General features: G+C 66.3%; 15 protein-coding genes and 1 pseudogene. 5 read left to right on the top strand and 11 right to left on the bottom strand.

From position 1 onward, the window contains the following. Positions 1–23: 23 nt before the first annotated feature. The 3 genes and pseudogenes from AC5RWO_RS13560 to AC5RWO_RS13550 all read right to left on the bottom strand — a co-directional run. A complete protein-coding gene (locus tag AC5RWO_RS13560) occupies positions 24–596 on the bottom strand; it encodes a dihydrofolate reductase family protein (protein ID WP_498731936.1) in 573 nt (190 codons plus the stop codon). A gap of 22 nt (positions 597–618) precedes the next feature. Further along, positions 619–843, bottom strand: coding sequence for a hypothetical protein (locus AC5RWO_RS13555; RefSeq protein ID WP_498731934.1), 225 nt, complete (start codon positions 841–843; stop codon positions 619–621). After that, positions 840–1,615: pseudogene (locus AC5RWO_RS13550) on the bottom strand (inorganic phosphate transporter); the annotation flags it as partial. The gene AC5RWO_RS13555 and the pseudogene AC5RWO_RS13550, both read right to left, overlap by 4 nt. A gap of 144 nt (positions 1,616–1,759) precedes the next feature. On the opposite strand from AC5RWO_RS13550, the gene AC5RWO_RS13545 reads away from it, so the two are divergent. Beyond that, entirely contained in the window at positions 1,760–2,119 is a 360-nt protein-coding gene (locus tag AC5RWO_RS13545) for a nuclear transport factor 2 family protein (RefSeq protein WP_498731933.1), read from the top strand. 30 nt (positions 2,120–2,149) lie between these two features. Here the strand turns inward: AC5RWO_RS13545 and AC5RWO_RS13540 are convergent, their stop codons facing one another. The 3 genes from AC5RWO_RS13540 to ligD are packed head-to-tail and all read right to left on the bottom strand — an operon-like array spanning position 2,150 to position 5,638. Then, positions 2,150–3,310, bottom strand: a complete 1,161-nt coding sequence (locus AC5RWO_RS13540; RefSeq protein WP_498731931.1) for an amidohydrolase family protein — start codon at positions 3,308–3,310, stop codon at positions 2,150–2,152. Next, entirely contained in the window at positions 3,300–4,607 is a 1,308-nt protein-coding gene (locus AC5RWO_RS13535; protein ID WP_498731930.1) for a type I glutamate--ammonia ligase, read from the bottom strand. The genes AC5RWO_RS13540 and AC5RWO_RS13535 overlap by 11 nt, the downstream gene beginning before the upstream one ends. A gap of 11 nt (positions 4,608–4,618) precedes the next feature. Further along, positions 4,619–5,638 carry a non-homologous end-joining DNA ligase gene (gene ligD / locus AC5RWO_RS13530; protein WP_498731929.1) on the bottom strand — a complete coding sequence of 340 codons (1,020 nt, stop codon included), beginning with the start codon at positions 5,636–5,638 and terminating at the stop codon, positions 4,619–4,621. A gap of 83 nt (positions 5,639–5,721) precedes the next feature. On the opposite strand from ligD, the gene AC5RWO_RS13525 reads away from it, so the two are divergent. After that, positions 5,722–6,342 carry an L-threonylcarbamoyladenylate synthase gene (locus AC5RWO_RS13525; RefSeq protein ID WP_498731928.1) on the top strand — a complete coding sequence of 207 codons (621 nt, stop codon included), beginning with the start codon at positions 5,722–5,724 and terminating at the stop codon, positions 6,340–6,342. Positions 6,343–6,347: 5 nt separating this feature from the next. On the opposite strand, the gene AC5RWO_RS13520 is transcribed toward AC5RWO_RS13525, so the two are convergent. Further along, on the bottom strand, positions 6,348–8,528 hold the full coding sequence (locus tag AC5RWO_RS13520) for an elongation factor G-like protein EF-G2 (RefSeq protein WP_498731926.1): 2,181 nt from the start codon (positions 8,526–8,528) through the stop codon (positions 6,348–6,350). 121 nt (positions 8,529–8,649) lie between these two features. On the opposite strand from AC5RWO_RS13520, the gene AC5RWO_RS13515 reads away from it, so the two are divergent. Continuing rightward, positions 8,650–9,315, top strand: coding sequence for an alpha/beta hydrolase family protein (locus tag AC5RWO_RS13515; RefSeq protein ID WP_498731925.1), 666 nt, complete (start codon positions 8,650–8,652; stop codon positions 9,313–9,315). An 80-nt stretch (positions 9,316–9,395) separates the two neighbouring features. Here the strand turns inward: AC5RWO_RS13515 and AC5RWO_RS13510 are convergent, their stop codons facing one another. Beyond that, positions 9,396–9,521 carry a hypothetical protein gene (locus tag AC5RWO_RS13510; RefSeq protein WP_498731924.1) on the bottom strand — a complete coding sequence of 42 codons (126 nt, stop codon included), beginning with the start codon at positions 9,519–9,521 and terminating at the stop codon, positions 9,396–9,398. Between the two features lie 26 nt (positions 9,522–9,547). Then, positions 9,548–10,138 carry a DnaJ family domain-containing protein gene (locus tag AC5RWO_RS13505; protein ID WP_498731923.1) on the bottom strand — a complete coding sequence of 197 codons (591 nt, stop codon included), beginning with the start codon at positions 10,136–10,138 and terminating at the stop codon, positions 9,548–9,550. A gap of 138 nt (positions 10,139–10,276) precedes the next feature. Here AC5RWO_RS13505 and AC5RWO_RS13500 point away from each other — a divergent pair, with 138 nt between their 5' ends. After that, the gene (locus AC5RWO_RS13500) at positions 10,277–11,014 is read left to right on the top strand and encodes a VOC family protein (protein WP_498731922.1); all 738 of its coding nucleotides are present in this window, start codon (positions 10,277–10,279) and stop codon (positions 11,012–11,014) included. Positions 11,015–11,039: 25 nt separating this feature from the next. Here AC5RWO_RS13500 and hrpB read toward each other — a convergent pair whose 3' ends face one another. Beyond that, positions 11,040–13,736 (bottom strand): ATP-dependent helicase HrpB, encoded by a 2,697-nt coding sequence (gene hrpB, locus AC5RWO_RS13495; RefSeq protein ID WP_498731921.1) that lies wholly within the window; start codon positions 13,734–13,736, stop codon positions 11,040–11,042. 67 nt (positions 13,737–13,803) lie between these two features. On the opposite strand from hrpB, the gene AC5RWO_RS13490 reads away from it, so the two are divergent. Beyond that, positions 13,804–15,276, top strand: coding sequence for an MFS transporter (locus tag AC5RWO_RS13490; protein ID WP_498731920.1), 1,473 nt, complete (start codon positions 13,804–13,806; stop codon positions 15,274–15,276). Positions 15,277–15,349: 73 nt separating this feature from the next. On the opposite strand, the gene AC5RWO_RS13485 is transcribed toward AC5RWO_RS13490, so the two are convergent. Next, positions 15,350–16,177 (bottom strand): VOC family protein, encoded by an 828-nt coding sequence (locus AC5RWO_RS13485; RefSeq protein WP_498731919.1) that lies wholly within the window; start codon positions 16,175–16,177, stop codon positions 15,350–15,352. Positions 16,178–16,289: the final 112 nt, after the last annotated feature.

Here is a 16,289-nt window from a genome sequence, read left to right as displayed (position 1 = left end):
AGGAACAACGATTAAATCCGCGTCTACTGGTCCGCTTCGGTCGCGGGACCGGCTGCGGTGAAGCGGTAGCTAAGTTCCACCATGCCGGCGCCCAGTGTCCGCGAGCCAAGCAGCTGGGCAGGTTCCGTCGCCGAGCCCACGGGCAGCAGGCTCTTTCCCCGGCCGATGGCGACCGGCACGTATGTGACAATCAACTCGTCCAGCAGCCCGGCGTCCAGGTACTGCGCGGCCAGGGAACCACCGCCGACCACCCAGACGTCCTTGTCCCCGGCGTCGGCAACAATGTTCGCGTGGAACAGCGAGATGTCCCCGCGGACAAAGGTGATGTCCGCGCCGGCAATGCCCGGCAGTTCGTGGTGCGTAAAGACCCAGGTAGGCATCTCTCCGTACTCCCAGGCCTCGGCGCCGCCCTGGTCCAGAATGAACTTGTACGTCTGGGAGCCCATGACAATGGCGCCGATACCGGCGATGAATGACCTGTAGGTGTCCGCCACGCCTTCGGCGTCGTTAAACCGGAACAACCAGTCCAGCTTGTCGTTTTCGTCGGCGATGTACCCGTCCAGCGAGCTTGCAACGTAGTAGAGCGTGCGTGCCATGGGCTCATGCTAGCCCGGTTCGTCAGTGAAAAGCAGGCACGATCAGATAGATGCCGTACAGCACGGCGGCAACGCACACCGCAAAGCAGGCATATGCGCCCAGCCGAACCACGGGCTGCCGCGTTGGAACGGCGTCCGTGGCTACCGCCAGCAGTCGCACGCCCAGCCCGTAAAACCCGACCACGATCATGGAAGCCACCAGCGTGGCGACGGCGACAATAACAAAAGCAAACCAGTCGATACTCATTGTCCTGCCTCCAGCCGGTCCTTCTTTTTCTTGCGTTTGCGCTTGATCTTGACTACCTCGCCTGCCTGGTCCACGTCGCTGATGGCGTTGTCATGGCCGACCTTGGACCGTCGGGAAACGACGTACATTCCGAGGATGATCAGGATTCCCGCGACTGCGTCGATGATGATGCCCGCCACGCCGAGGTGGGCCACCCACGCAGCCAGTGCACCGACGCCGCCGGCGGCAGGAAGGGTCAGCAGCCAGCCGATACCGATCCGGCCCGCGGTGTTCCAGCGGACCTTGGCCCCTTTGCGGCCCAGCCCGGAGCCGATCACGGAGCCGGACGCGACCTGCGTGGTGGAGAGGGTAAACCCAAGTGCGACGACGCCAGAATGGCATACGCGGTGGAGGTCTCGGTGGTGAAACCCTGCGCCGGCTTCACCTCGGTCAGCCCCGAGCCCATGGTGCGCCGGCAGCAGAAGTTTGGAGACAACGACGCCGTAGTCCACCGCGGCGAGTCCGGCACCGACGATGGCGGCGCCGATCAGGCCGCCGAACAAGGCGTGCGAGGAGCTCGACGGCAGCCCCAGCAGCCACATGATCATGTTCCACACGATGGCCCCGATCAGGCCGGCAAAGATCATGACTGGGCTGATCTGGATTCCGCCCTCGCCTCCCTGATCAGCCCGCCGGAGATGGTCTGGGCCACCTCGGTGGACAGGAAGGCGCCCACCAGGTTCAGGATGGCCGCCAGCAGGACCGCAGCCTTGGGTTTGATGGCACCGGTGGCAGCGATTGGTTCAGTTGCGGGTGCGGCGCTTACCGATTGTAGATGCCGCCGGAGCGGCGACAAACACGGTCCGGCCACCATAGGCCAGGGAAGCGGCGGATCCTTGGGCTTGTGGCGCGACGCCGCGGGCAGTACAACTGGTCCATGAATGGCAATCTTGAGGCATGGATCACGGGATATAGGCAGGCATGGGGATCGAATGAGCCGGATAATATCCGCGCGCTCTTTACCGAGGACGCCGAGTACCGGACCGATCCGTGGGCGGCGCCCTGGCGGGGACGCGAGGAGATCGTGGCCAATTGGCTGGGCAAGAAAGATGAACCCGGAAGCGCCGCCTTTGAATGGTCCGAACTGGTCTCCACCCCGGACGTGTCGATTATCCAGGGCACCACGGTCTACCGGGACGGGCCGACCTACAGCAACCTGTGGGTGATCAAGCTAACGGCCGAGGGCAGGGCTCGATCCTTCACCGAGTGGTGGATGGACCAGAGCAACCCTTCCTAACCAGCTGCTCCGCGGCCCCGACACGCATTTCTACGGCTCGGTTCCGTAGACACGTGCGGCGTTCTCATGGCCGATCATCCGGGCGACGCGTTCACCATCGCGGCGGGACCAATCGCCGTCGTTAATCCACTGAGCGATTGTCCGTGCCAAACCGCGTCGGAACAGGCCGGCACCCAGGTAGTAGAGTTCCGCGAGACCCAGCGCGTCGGTGGAGAACAATGCCTTGTGGAAGGGGGTCAGCTCGAGGGATTCGGCGATGACCGCTGCCGAGCGGGAACCTGTGTGGTTCACCGCCAGACCGACGTCCACGTAGACGTGCGGAAAAATCTGCGCCAGATAGCCGGCCTCGCGCTGGTACGGGTAGCAGTGCAGCAGCATCATCGGCACGCCGGATTCCCGCGTGGCCCTGAGCCACCCTGTCAGCTGCAGCGGATTGCAGCGAAGCAAGTCCACATCGGCATCACCGTAGCCCACATGGAACTGGATCGGTTTGCCCAGCTTTAGACCGGCCCAAAGGACGTGACGCAACAGGACGTGCTCATCCAGCCTCATCCCGCCGGCTTCCGGATTCTGCCTGCCCAGCCACCTGCCCACCGCCTCCCGGACCTCGTGCTCTGAAGGCGCGGCGGGTTCAAAATCCAAGCCGTAACGGTATGCGGCAATGGACTTGAGCCCTGCGGCATCCTTGGCCGCTGTTTCCAGGGCCAGCTCAAAATCGGCAATGAACGACGACGGAGTGGTGCCCTGCTTGGTGATCTGTTCGGCAAGGCGTTCCAGCCGGACTATCTCCCCTGAGTTGCCGCCGCCCAAACCCGCGGTTTGCTCCGGCGAGGTCAGCGAGTCTTCTCGAATCCCGGCGTCGACGAGGAAGGTGCTGATGCCGGAGGCGCTGAGCAGGAGCCGGTTCACGTTGCCGGCGCCCAACCGCGAGCGCTGCTCGAGGTAAGCCTCCGGGCTGGCGTGCGGCTCAAGGTCCAGCACGGGCGCGCACCAGCGGCGGATGGCGAAGCCGAGCTGCGAGTCGAAGGTAGTTGTGCCCTTAGGGGCGGGCCAGTTCGATTCGGTCGCCAGGGCTTCGAAAGATGCCCGGTCCAGGTCAGCGCTGACAACGCCATGACAGTGGTGGTCGATGAGCGGTACGCCGTCCATCAGGGCACCGCCGTCCAGCCCATCCCCAGGATCAATAGACATCGGCGTATAGCTTGCACTTTGCTGCAGGGTCCAGGCCGTCGAGCAGGCGGAGTTCATCCTCCCGGACGGCTTGGAATACCTTCAGGAAGTCGGCGGAAAACCACTTTCGGACAACCTGGTCCGAGCCGAGGTGCCGCAGTGCGTCCGGCAATGACGCCGGCAGCCGCGCGATACCTGCGGCCGTTAGCTGCTTGTCGCTGAACTCTTCCACGGGGCGGTCCAGAATGGCCGGTGCTTCCAACCGTTGCCGGATTCCCTCCAATCCGGCCCGGATCAGCAGCCCCATGACCAGCCAGGGGTTGCCGGTTGCGTCTCCGGCCCGGAACTCGAGGTTCAGCTGGGACGCCGGCGTCCGGCCACCCGTCTGCATAGTGGGGCACACCCGCATCATGGCTTCGCGGTTGTGGTTGCCCAAAAACGCGTGCGTGGCAGACCATCGGTGGGGTGCCAGCCGCAGGTAGGAGACTTCGCTGGCGGCGGTGAAGGCGACGATGGCCGGGGCATGGCGGATGATTCCGGCGGCGAAGGACCCGGCGGCTGCTGATATACCGCCTCGCCGGGTGATGTCATGCATCACGGGCCTGCCGTCCAGGCCCCTCAGGCTGAAATGGACATGGACGCCGTTTCCAACACTGTCCGGATCCAGCAGCGGCGCAAAGCTGGCATGCTTACCAACCGCATGGAAAAGATTCCGAACGATGTCACGCAGCAGCACCGCGCGGTCGGCGGCGGTCAAGGCATCGGTGGCCTTGACGGTGATCTCGTACTGGTGGGCGCCGTACTCCGCGAGCCAGTTCTCAGGCTGCAGCCCGGCAGCCGCGAGGATTCCCACCAGTTCGCTCCCCAACGGTTCGGCCCGGAGCATGGCCTGAAGGGACATCGGCGGTTCCGGCGCTTCGTCGGTCACCAGCATGAATTCGTGCTCGAACGCGCCAAAAACGCTCAGTCCGGTTTCCTCCCTGAGATCCCTGATGGCGCGTCGCAGGAAGGTGCGCGGGCAACAGGGCCACTCGGAGCCGTCCATATGGGTGATATCCGCAAGAACCACAGTGATGGGCGGTCTGCCGGGTAGCCCGGCGATCCGTGTGAGCGAGCGCTCGTCCGGAATCAACCGCAGATCACCGGTGGCATCAAACGGACTGTCCCGGGCTATTTGCCCGAAAGCGTGCACGCCCAGATTTGCCGGAACCCAGCCACAGCCTGTTTCCATATCCAGTTCCGGCAACGGCATTGAACGGCCCCGGGTGGTCGCGCACAGATCGTTGGTGGCAATGAACGCCAGCTCGTTCGCAGCCATCCCGGATGCCGCTAGCTTTTCTTCGCCCGGCTCGGCTGCACCCGCGGCGGCTCACCCGGCATCTTCGGGTAATCGGGCGGGAACGGCATCTCACCGAGCCCTGCCGCCAGGTCTCGCTCCCACCATTTCAAGAGCACGTCGATGGTGCCGGGACTGGCGTGCATGTCCGCCCACGGGTCGCCGGTGGTCCTGAGCCGGTCAGGAACCGTGGCGATAGTGAATTGCTTCGGGTCCGCCGTTTCCAGCTCGTCCCACTTGAGCGGACAGGAAACGGGAGCGTGGGCCAAGGCCCGCGGACTATAGGCACCGGCCATGGTCCGGTCCCGGTTGGCCTGGTTGAAATCCACAAACACCCGTTCTCCGCGTTCTTCCTTCCACCAATTGGTGGTGATCTGCTGCGGCATGCGGCGTTCCAGTTCGCGGGCGGCGGCGATCACCGCGTGGCGTACATCCAGGAACTCGCGGGTGGGTTCGATCGGTGCGAACACGTGCAGCCCGCGGTTGCCCGACGTCTTGATGAAGGCAGTCAGCCCGGCCTCGGCGAGTACCGATCGAAGTTCCAGGGCGGCGGGAACGGCGTCATCAAAGTCGGTCCCGGGTTGCGGGTCGAGGTCGATGCGCAGCTGGTCCGGATTGTCCGAGTTCCCGGCGCGCGAGGGCCAGGGGTGGAAGACGATCGTGTTCATCTGCACTGCCCAGACGGCGGCGGCAGGTTCATCGATAACAAGCTGGGGGTGCGATCTTGCGCTGGGGTACACCACCTTCACGGACCGCACGAATTCGGGCACACCCTTGGGCGGGTTCTTCGAAAAGAACATTTCGCCGTCGATCCCCTCGGGAAACCGCTGGAGGGAGACGGGCCTGTCCCCGTTCGCGGCGACGAAGGCCTCGCCCACGTCGGCGATGTACCGGGCGAGATCCAGCTTCGTCAGGCCGAGTTCGGGCCATAACACTCTGCTGGGACTGGAAATGCGCATTTCCCGCTCGCCGTGGGGTCCCTCAACCGTGAGCGTCGTTGCTTCGCTGGCCATGGGAACAACATACCGACAACCACGGCGGCCGTCACCCACTTCCGGCGAGTGCATCTGACGCCCTTGGTCCGTAAGCTCGTTCCATGGCGAGATACTTTGATGTTCATCCTGAGGACCCACAACCGCGCACCGTCGGGCAGATCGTCGACCTGGTGCAGTCGGGCGGGCTGATCGCATACCCCACGGATTCCTGTTACGCGCTGGGCGCGCAATTGGGCAACAAGGAGGCGCTGGAGCGGATCCGCACCATCCGCCAGCTCGATGACAAGCACCATTTCACCCTGGTCTGCAAGGATTTTTCCCAGCTCGGTCAATTCGTCCTGATCGACAATGACGTCTTCCGCAGCATCAAGTCGGTCACGCCTGGCAGCTATACCTTCATCCTGCCGGCGACAAAGGAAGTTCCGCGCCGGCTGCTGCATCCGAAGAAGAAAACCGTGGGAGTCCGCATTCCCGACAACAAAGTAGTCCATGCGATCCTGGCCGAGCTCAACGAACCGTTGCTCTCCAGCACTTTGCTGCTTCCCGGCCAGGAGGAGCCGTTGACGCAGGGGTGGGAAATCAAGGAACGTCTTGAACACGTTGTCGACGGCGTGGTGGACTCCGGGGACTGCGGTGCCGAGCCGACCACCGTGATCGACTTCTCGGGCGGGGGCGCCGAGGTTGTCCGGCGCGGCATGGGCGATCCCTCCCGGTTCGAGTAGGGGTCTTAGGCGCCGACAGCTGCCGGCGTCACAGTGGAAGGCACCGGCTCGTGCCGCAGGTAGTCGCGCCGGAAGGTGCCGGTGCCTGCGGTCAGCGAGCGCAGTTGGATGGCGTACCGCAGTAATTCCTCGTCCGGCACTTCGGCGCTGATTTCAGTACGGTCGCCGCCCACCGACGTCGTTCCTGTCACCCGACCGCGGCGGGACGACAAGTCGCTGAGCACAGCGCCGACGTATTCGTCCGGCACCATGACGGTCACGGCGGACACCGGTTCCAGCAGCTGTATGCGCGCCGCCGCCGCAGCCTCACGCAAAGCCAGCGCCCCGGCGGACTGGAAGGCGGCATCCGAGGAGTCGACGCTATGCGCCTTGCCGCCGACCAGCGTCACGCGGATGTCCACAACCGGGAACCCCGCGGAAACGCCCTTGAGCAGCTGTGCTCTCAGGCCTTTCTCCACCGACCCGATGAACTGCCCGGGGATCGCGCCCCCGACGATCCTGTCGACAAATTCGAACCCTGCCCCGCGTCCAAGGGGTTCAACTTCTATGTCGCAGATGGCGAACTGGCCGTGGCCGCCGGACTGCTTGACGTACCGCCCATGCCCCTTGGCCGGCTCGGCGAAGGTCTCCCGCAGCGGTGTGATGACGTTGACCGTCTGCAGCTGGACGCCCTGGTCGGCCAGCCTCCACAGCACCACGTCCGCGTGGGCTTCACCCATGCACCACAGCACCAGTTGGCCGGTCTCGGCGTTGCGCTCCACCCGCAGCGTCGGATCCCCCGATGCCACCTTTGCCAGGCTGCGGCCAAAGGCGTCTTCATCAGCGTGCGACGCTGCCTCGACCGCCACCGGCAGCAGCGGTTCCGGCATGGACCACGGTTCGATCAGCAAAGGCGTGTCCTTGGCCGAGATCGTGTCGCTGGTTTCGGCGTTTCCAACCTTGGTCAGCGCGCAGATATCCCCCGCCACGGCGAACGGTACGGCCTGCAGTGCCGACCCGACCGGAGCATGCAGATGCGTGACCCGCTCGTCGCTGTCATGGTCCTGGTGGCCCCGCTCGGCCAGACCGTGCCCGCTCACGTGGATAGCAGTGTCCTCCCGTAGTGTGCCGGAGAACAAGCGCACCAGGCAGACCCGGCCCAGAAACGGATCACTGCTGGTCCGCACCACCTCGCCGGCGAGCGGACCGGCAGGGTCGCAGTTCAGCGCACGGGCCGGCTTCCCGTAGAGGTTCATCACCGCCGGCAGGTCTCGTTCAACCGGCGAGGGGAAAGCCTGTACGAGCACCCGGAGCAGCTCGGCTGTGCCCACGCCTGTTTCAGCGGAGGTCGGAATGACAGGAAAGAAGGAACCACGGACGACGGCGGTCTCCAGGTCCGCGATCAGGGTCTCCTCGGCGATCTGCTCACCACCGAGATAGCGGTCCATCAGCGTCTCATCCTCGCTTTCGGCGATGATCCCCTCGATCAGCGCACCTCGGGCGGATTCCGCCGCGGCAATTTCGTCCTCGGTCGCGGCACGTTGGATATGCTGCAGCTCCCCGGCCGGGTATTCCGACACCGTGCCAGAGAGCAGCCCGTGCAATCCCGTGAACGTTCCGGCGGCCCCCACCGGGAGGTAGAGCGGCAGGACGGCCTCGCCGAATGCCTGCTGGGCAGCTGCGAGCGCCCGGGCGTAATCGGCCCGGGGATGATCCAGCCGGCTGATCGCCACGGCCCGGGGCATTGCGGCTTCTTCGCACTCGTTCCATAGTGCAACGGTGGCCGCATCGATATCGTCCACGGCCGACACCACGAACAGCACAGCATCCGCGGCGCGCAGTCCGGCCCGCAGTTCGCCGATGAAATCCGCGTAGCCGGGCGTGTCGAGCAGGTTCACTTTGACGTCGCTGAAAACCACCGGAACCACGGACAGCGACACTGACCGCTGCTGGTGGATCTCCGCGGGGTCCGAGTCACTAATTGTCGTCCCGTCCGCAATGGAACCCATCCTGGCAATGGCTCCGGTGGCAGCCAGCAATGCCTCGGCCAGCATCGTCTTCCCTGCCCCCGAATGCCCCACCAGCGCGACATTGCGGATCTCCTCCGGCCGCTCGGCGTGCATAGCGGTGGACCCGTCGGCCCGTCGCAGTGCGGTCCCGGCGCGCGCAGGCCCCTTGCCTGAACCGTTTGTGCCTTTTACCGCCATGACATTTTCCCCTAGCCCTCACCTAGCCGCAGCCACCTGTGCCCATTTCCTCTGATTAGATTCGACACCCGCGGCAGCGGAAACGGCAAGGGTCGGGCGGCGCATCCAGCATGATGGATACATGGCCACATCCGAATCACCTATCAGCATCTCCGTCGGCGAGACACCGGTCTCGGGTGTCTATGCCCGGCCCGATAACCCGCTGGCCACAATGGTCGTGGCCCACGGCGCGGGCGCCGGCATGGAGCATCCGTTCCTGCAGGGCTTCACCCGGGCACTGAACGACGACGGCGTAGCCACCTTGCGCTTCAACTTCCCCTACCGCGAGGCAGGCAGGAAGTTTCCGGACCGCCCGCCGGCCGCAATCGCCGCCTGGCGGGCGGCCATGGACTTCGCCGCCTCGGAATCCAACGGCGAACCGCTGTGGGCGGCCGGCAAATCCTTCGGCGGGCGCATGGCCTCGATGGCCGTCGCCGAAGGTATGCCTGCTGCGGGACTGGTCTACCTTGGCTACCCGCTGCATCCGCCGGGTAAGCCGGAGAAGCTCCGCGATGAGCACCTCTACGGACTGACGCTGCCGATGCTTTTCCTCCAAGGGACGCGCGATCCGTTCGCCACGCCTGAACTCCTGGAGAATGTTGTTTCCCGCATCGGGGCGGCCGCTGTGCTGCAGTGGCTGGAGGGCGGCGGCCATTCCTTCGAGGTCGCGGGCTTGAAGCGCACCGCGGGCCAGGTAGGCGCGTCCCTGGCGGAACCCGCCGCGGCGTTCCTGGCCGCGCACCGTTAGGCGTTGGGCCGCGCGTAGCTCTTGTCAGCCCACAAAGGGGACCAGCAGTGCGGTCACGAACAGGACCAAGAAGTGGAATTTCACCAGCCAGCCGAGAAAGCCGAGGACAGCGTGGCGACGATGACCGTGGCGATGGTCAGCACGAGGGACACCGGGTTGCTCATCGGGGCGAGGACCTCGTCGATCTTGAATGTAGGTAAGACCATCAAGAAGTAGCTTCAGACGTCTATGGTCAGTGGCGGCGGCTCCAGAGCCGCCGCCACCAGGGACGCTTGATTTCAAGTGCCGGGCTGGCCGGCGCAGCGGCCGCACGGGCCGCCTTGCGTTCGCGCCATCGGGCTACTTCGCCGTCGACATCCCTGGTCTTGGTAATGACGGGCGGTCCGCCGAGCAGCTGGCGCCGGGCTTCGATCACGCGGGCATTGAAGTCCTCGACGATCTCGCGGACCTGCTTCTCCGTGTGCTGCTTGTCGAGCGCCTGGTCCAGCTCGGCGTCCTCGGTGCGCAGCATGATGGCTGCCGGTCCCAGCCCGGTGATGTGTTCGCGCTGGATCAGGCCCTTGATCCACCAGTCGGGGTCGTAGCGCTCCCCGAGCCCGGGGATCGGTTTTCCGGCGTACTGCAGATTGTCGAATTCACCGCGCGCCATTGCATCGCGGATGAGGTAGTCGGCCTTGGCCGCATCGCTGATCTTGTTGCGCTTGCGGCCGCCTTCCTCGTCCGCGTCCGCTTCGCCGGCCTGTCCGCCGGAGTTGCGTGCGGCACGCAGCTCGGCCGCGCGGGCCAGCCTTCGCTCATGCTCGCCGGAGGTCATGCCGCCCATGATTTGCCACCGCCTTGTTTACCTGCGCCACGCCGATTTTCTGATGCCACTATCGTCCCAGCACCGTGCGGCACCGGCAACGGACAGCCGGGTGCGCCTCTTTATCTCGGGTGTTGCCTGGGTATAGGGTCGGGCGGTATGGCGCTGCGACTCGTTCAGGTAAATTTCAAGGCTCGGGATGACTCAGCGCTCGGGCGGTTTTGGGCGGAGGCGCTCCGCTGGGGCGTTTCCAGCGAAGGACCCGGTGTGACCAATGTTGAACCCCTGGGCTTCGACTGGCCGGACCCCGTCGCCGTTTGCGTCGATGTGGTCACCGTGCCGGACCCCGAGACCGTGAGGTACCGCGCGCACCTCGATCTCAACACCACCTCTGCTGCCCATCAGAGAGAGCTGGTCACACGCTTGCAGGAGCTCGGTGCGACGCCCGCGGATGTGGGCCAGGGTGATGTGCCTTGGACAGCTCTTGCCGACCCGGAGGGTAACCTGTTCCGCGTGCTGGAGCCGCGATCGGTTTACCGGGACACCGGGCCGATCGCTGCGGTGGTGGTCAACTGTGCGGATCCGCGTGCCATGGCCCGGTTCTGGAGCGAGGCGATGGACTGGACCGCGCACGAGGTGACCGACGATCATGCGAGGCTGCGTTCGTTCAAGGGCGTCGGTCCGTATCTGGAGTTCCTTCGCACCCCCGTCCTGAAGACCGAGTGCGGCCGTGTCCATCTCGATCTGATGCCGTACCCCAATGATGATCAGGCGGCAGAGGTGGCCCGGCTCCGGGCTCTGGGGGCCACTGACGCAGACGTCGGCCAGGGCGAGGTGCCATGGGTGTGCCTCGCCGACTCGGAGGGCAATGAGTTCTGCGTCCTCACCTCGGGCTGAGCCGTCTATGCCGGTACCGCAAGCGTCAGGCTTTCCTCGTCACCCGTGCCGTCGCCCTCGCCGTCCAGGGATCCTCGGGCCAGGGGTGCTTCGGATAGCGACCGCGCATTTCCGCCCGTACCTGTGCGTAGGGTCCGGACCAGAAGGAGGCAAGATCGTCCGTTACGGCCAAGGGGCGTTTGGCGGGCGAGAGCAGGTGGAACAACACCGGCACCCGCTCATCCACCAGCCGGGGCGTCCGCGCCCAGCCGAAACACTCCTGCAGCTTGACCGCCACCACCGGGCGGCCGTCGCCCTCCCCTGGCTCGGGGTAATCGATCCGCACCCGCGAACCGCTTGGTACTTCCAGCGACTCGGGTGCCAGTTCGCCGAGCCGAGCCGCCTCCGGCCAGGGCAGCAGCCGCCGCAAGGGGTCGGCCAGATTGACCGCATTCGCCGGGGTGCCGCCGGCCAGGGTATCGATCTCCGGCGCCAGCCACTCATCCAGCCGCGCGAGCAGCGCGTCCTCGGAAACGTCCGGCCAGGGTTCGCCCAGTTCGCGGTGCAGCAGGGCGAGCCGGCGGCGCAGTGCGTCCGCCGTCGTCGACCATCCGATTATCGACAGTCCGTCCTGCTCCAAAGCGCGCACGACAGCGGCACGCCCCTCGGCCAACGGGGGCCGGATCGGAGTCGAGGACAGCACAATGGAGCCTAGCCTGCGTTGCCGCCGGGCCGTCACCCTGCCGTTTGCGAAGGAGGCTGCCACGGTGTCGGCCAGCAAGTGCCGGGCTGCCGCCTCCGCGGTCTCCGCCGACAGCGGTGCGGCCGATCGGATCACGGCGCCGGTTCCGGCCGCAGCGCGCCCCTGCGCCCGCGATACCTCCGCGACGGCCAGCCATTCGTGTCCGGCCAGCGGGCTGCCGGTGGGCAGGCCGGCCCGGGTACCGGAGGCGAGCAGATACTGTTCCGGTCCGCCGCCCGGAACACGGCGGGCCACCCGGTCGGGGAACGCCAGCGCGATGACGAACCCCACCGCATCACTCTCCGGCACAGGCTCCGATGGTTCCCCGGGAAGTACGACGTCGGAAACCTCCTCGCGCACGATTCCCTCCATCCGCCGCACCTCCTCTACCCAGCGCGCGGCTCCGGGATCCTGGCCCGAACGCAGGGCGGACAGCAGCCTCGTCAGGTCTGCGCCCGGCGCTCGCAGATCCCCGGAGACCATGGCAACGCTCTCCGCCGCGGTAGTTCGTTTGGCTGTGGCGGCACCTCGCAGCAAAGCCGAGCCATCCAGCAAGGCGCGCCCCAACCGCGGATCTGCCGGAATCCGGGCGAGAGTTCTGCCCAGCTCCGTGGCATGCCCGGAGGGCTCCACGGCGCCGAGATCGCGCAGCACTTCGACGGCCTCGTCCATCGCATTCGGGGGAGGATCGTCCGGCAGGGCGAGTCCCTGGCCGCCGGGCGCGCCCCAGCAGGCTAGGACCAGCGCCGCACCGGTCAGGTCCGCGGCCATGATCTCGGGCGTCCGGTGGGCCGGCGCAGCCCCGAAAGTCTTCTGGTCGTAACAACGCACCACTGTGCCGGGGCCCTGCCGCGCGGCGCGGCCGGCGCGCTGCTCGGCGGACGCGCGGGAGCAGGAGACGGTGACCAGCCCGGTCATGCCCCGGGCGGCATCCCGCCGGGGTTCGCGCGACAGTCCCGCGTCGACCACCAGCCGGACACCCGGAACCGTCAGCGAGGATTCGGCGAGCGCCGTGGACACGATGATCCGCGGCGGTCCGCCCTGCTCACGGCCGGAGACCGCCCGGTCCTGGGCCGCCGGACCGGCCTGCCCGTGCAGCTCCAAGACCTCGGTCCCCGCTCCCCGCTCACGCAGCCGGTTCCGGATCCGCGTGGCGACGAGGGAAACTTCCCAGGCACCGGGCACGAAGACCAGCGCATCGATCCCCGGATCGGCGGCGAGCGCTTTCTGGTGTGACGTCGCCGCCGTATCCGCGACGTGGTCCAGGAAGGCGCGGGTGACGCCGCGTCCGTCCAGCCGCGCCGCTGCTGCCGGCGCCCAGATTGTTTCCAACGGATGGAGTGCGGAAGGACAATCGACAACGGTAGCCGGCCCCTCGCCGTCGTACTTGCCGATCAAAGCGGCGAACCGCGGGGCGTCGAGGGTGGCGGACATGGCCACGAACGTCAGATCGCCGCGCAGTTCGCGGACTTCGGCGAGCATGCCCAGCAGCAGGTCCGTCTCGAGCCCGCGTTCGTGGACCTCGTCCAGGATCACCGCGTCCGTGCCTTCCAGCCCCGGATCCGCGAGCAGGCGGCGCAGCAGGATGCCCGGGGTCACGAACTCGACCAGGGTTGCAGGCCCGGTGCGGCGTTCACCTCGGACCGTGTACCCGACGCGGTCGCCGAGCCGGGTGCCGTCCAGTGCGGCGAGGCGACGGGCAGCCGAGCGTGCGGCAACGCGACGCGGCTGGGTGACCACAACGCGGGGAAGGGCGCCCTTGTCCCGCGCTCCGTGTCTGGCCCTGTTCCAAGCCAGGTTCGCCAGTAGCGGCGGCACCAGGGTGGTCTTGCCGGTACCGGGCGGAGCCTGCACCACGGCGGATCCGGCCGGGCCTCCCGCACTAATCGCCTCGGCCAGCTCCCCCAGCGACTCCGCAAAGACCAGACCCGCACCTATGGTTGCCAGGTCAAAGGGACCGGGGCTGCTTGCGGGGCCGGAGGAGAGGTACGCAGAAGTCACGCCTCCATTGTGCCTTGGTCCTGCTGCAGGGGCGCCGCTCTTCCGTTAGCCGGAGCAAAGGAGCATCATGAGTGGCACAACCGCTGGCGAAGACCGTTGCGACGACGATAAGGACGGAACCTTGAATACAACGCCTCCCTCCGATCCCGGGCGGTCGGGCCATCTGCACCATCGGCGCATCCATATTCCCGGAGAAACCGACGACGCCGCACCCTTGGCCCCCGTCCAGACCGACCCCAAAAAAGCGCGCAGAGCACTCTGGGGCTCCTACGTCGGGACCTCCCTGGAGTGGTACGACTTCTTCCTGTTCGGTACTACCGCGGCCATCGTCTTCGCCCCGCTGTTCTTCGGCGGCGACGACCCGGCGCTGCGGACCATCCAGGCCTTCCTGACTTTCGGCGTCGGCTTCATCGGCCGGCCGCTCGGCGCCCTGGTCTTCGGCCACTTCGGCGATAGGCTGGGCCGCAAGGGCATCCTCGTCATTACGATCGTGGTCATGGGCGTGGCCTCTGCCCTCATCGGGGTGCTGCCGACGTTCGAGACGGCGGGCATCGTGGCCCCGATCCTGCTGGCCGCGCTGCGCTTCGTCCAGGGACTGGCAACCGGCGGCGAATGGGGCGGGGCCACCCTGATGGCCGTCGAGTCGGCGCCGCCGGAGAAGCGCGGGTTCTACGGCGCCGTCGTCCAGCTCGGCTCCCCCACCGGCACACTGCTGTCCAGCCTGATTGTGGCCGGCGTAGTGGCCTGGACCGGGGACCAGTTCCTTGAGTGGGGCTGGCGGATCCCCTACCTGATTTCGATCGTGCTCGTGGCGGTCGGTGTCTGGCTGCGCCTGGCCGTGGACGAAACCCCCGATTACCGTGCCGCCGCCGACGCCGCACCGGCCGCGCACAAGACCATCCCGGTGGTCGAGATCTTCCGGCACATTCCCGGCCGTCTGGTGGTGGGCATCTGCACCTATCTGTTCGGCAACGCCGGTTTCTTCCTGCTCACCACGTTCATGATCAGCTACGTCAGCAGGGTCCTTGAGCTGGATCCCACGGTCATCCTTACAGCCATCTCCTGGGGCGCCGTCGCGCAGATCATCTCGATGACCATCGCCGGCAAGGTGGCAGACCGGATCACCCCGGCCAAAATGGTGGTGATCGGCTACGTGATCGCCGTCGTCGTTGCCTTCCCGATCTTCTGGCTGGTGGACACGCGCAGCTCGCTGCTGATCACCGTGGCCATGATCCTGGGGCTGGGTTTCGCGTCCATTCCGTATGCACCCGTGGGAACAACGCTCACCCAGCTCTTCCCGATCCGGCTGCGCTATTCCGCCATCGCCCTGTCCGCGAACATCTCCGGCATCATTGCCGGGTTCATGCCGGCGCTCGCCGCCTGGATCCTCACCATGACGGGCGGCAGTTCGCTGGGTCCGGCTATCCTGCTGTTTGCCATCGCGCTGACCTCGCTGATCGGCTCCATCATCGCCCGGCGGATAATAGTCGCCGACCACCACGCCGGCCTGCAGGGCGGTGAGCCCCTCCCCACCCGCTGATTAAGGAATTACGACGACGGCGCCTCGCTCCCTCGGCGGACACGGGTCTTTTCCTCAGACTCCCATTGGCCCTTCAGAAGCCCGTCGGCGCGAATTGGCTGGCGGTGAACTCCGCGCCCTGCGGATCGCGGATCAATGCGCTGCGGGTCCATTCGTTGTCGTCCTGCCCGAGAACCTGCGCCCCAAGCTGCTCAGCGTCAAGCACGGTCTGGTCGCGATCGGCCACTGTGAAAGTGACATGCCAGTGCGGCGCCTCGCCAGTGGTAACCGGAGCGAGCCAACCAACCGCATCCTCGAACCCTACCGGGGTGGCTATCTCCGACTGCCGGGCTCTGATGCCCGGGTCGATGGTCCGTTCCAGATGGTCGCCATACCCGGGCCGGCGGATCATCCTGCCGAAGCCGATGTCGTCTATTTGCCAGCCGAACGCCTGCCCGTAGAAGGCAGTGGCGGCGTCGACATTGGCCGTATGGAGATCGCTGAAATTCCATGCGCCCGGTTGATTGGCCAGCTGAGCGCCCGGGCGCCGCCTGGCTTCCCAAAGGCGGAACTCGACGCCCTCCGGATCGATCAGTGCTGCCCCGCGGCCGCCCTCACCCGCATCGGCCGGCGCAGATCGGATGGCGGCGCCGGCGGCAACCAGACGCTTTGCCGCAGCGTCCGCGCTGTTAACGGACACGTAGGTGTTCCACACAGCCGCGCCCCTGTGGGGACCGGCGATGGCGCCGACATCCTGTCCGTCGAGCTTGGCAATCACATAGCGGTCCGGTGATCCCGGAGGCATCACATCTTCAAACGTCCAGCCGAAAATGCCACCGTAGAAATCAATAGCCGCCTGGACATCGGGCTGCTCCGTGTCGATCCAGCATGGGACACCCGGCGGATACGTGCGCTTGGTCATGACTGACTCCATTCCACCCGCACAGCCTAGCCACTCATGGCACGGCAGGGAACTCCTAAAGCGTCGGTCAAAACGTAGCCAGGTCACTTTCACGCGCCGGTTGCGTTGGCCG

It is taken from the genome of Arthrobacter sp. B055-34 (assembly GCF_059090425.1).
This window is presented reverse-complemented; position numbering and strand designations above follow the sequence as displayed.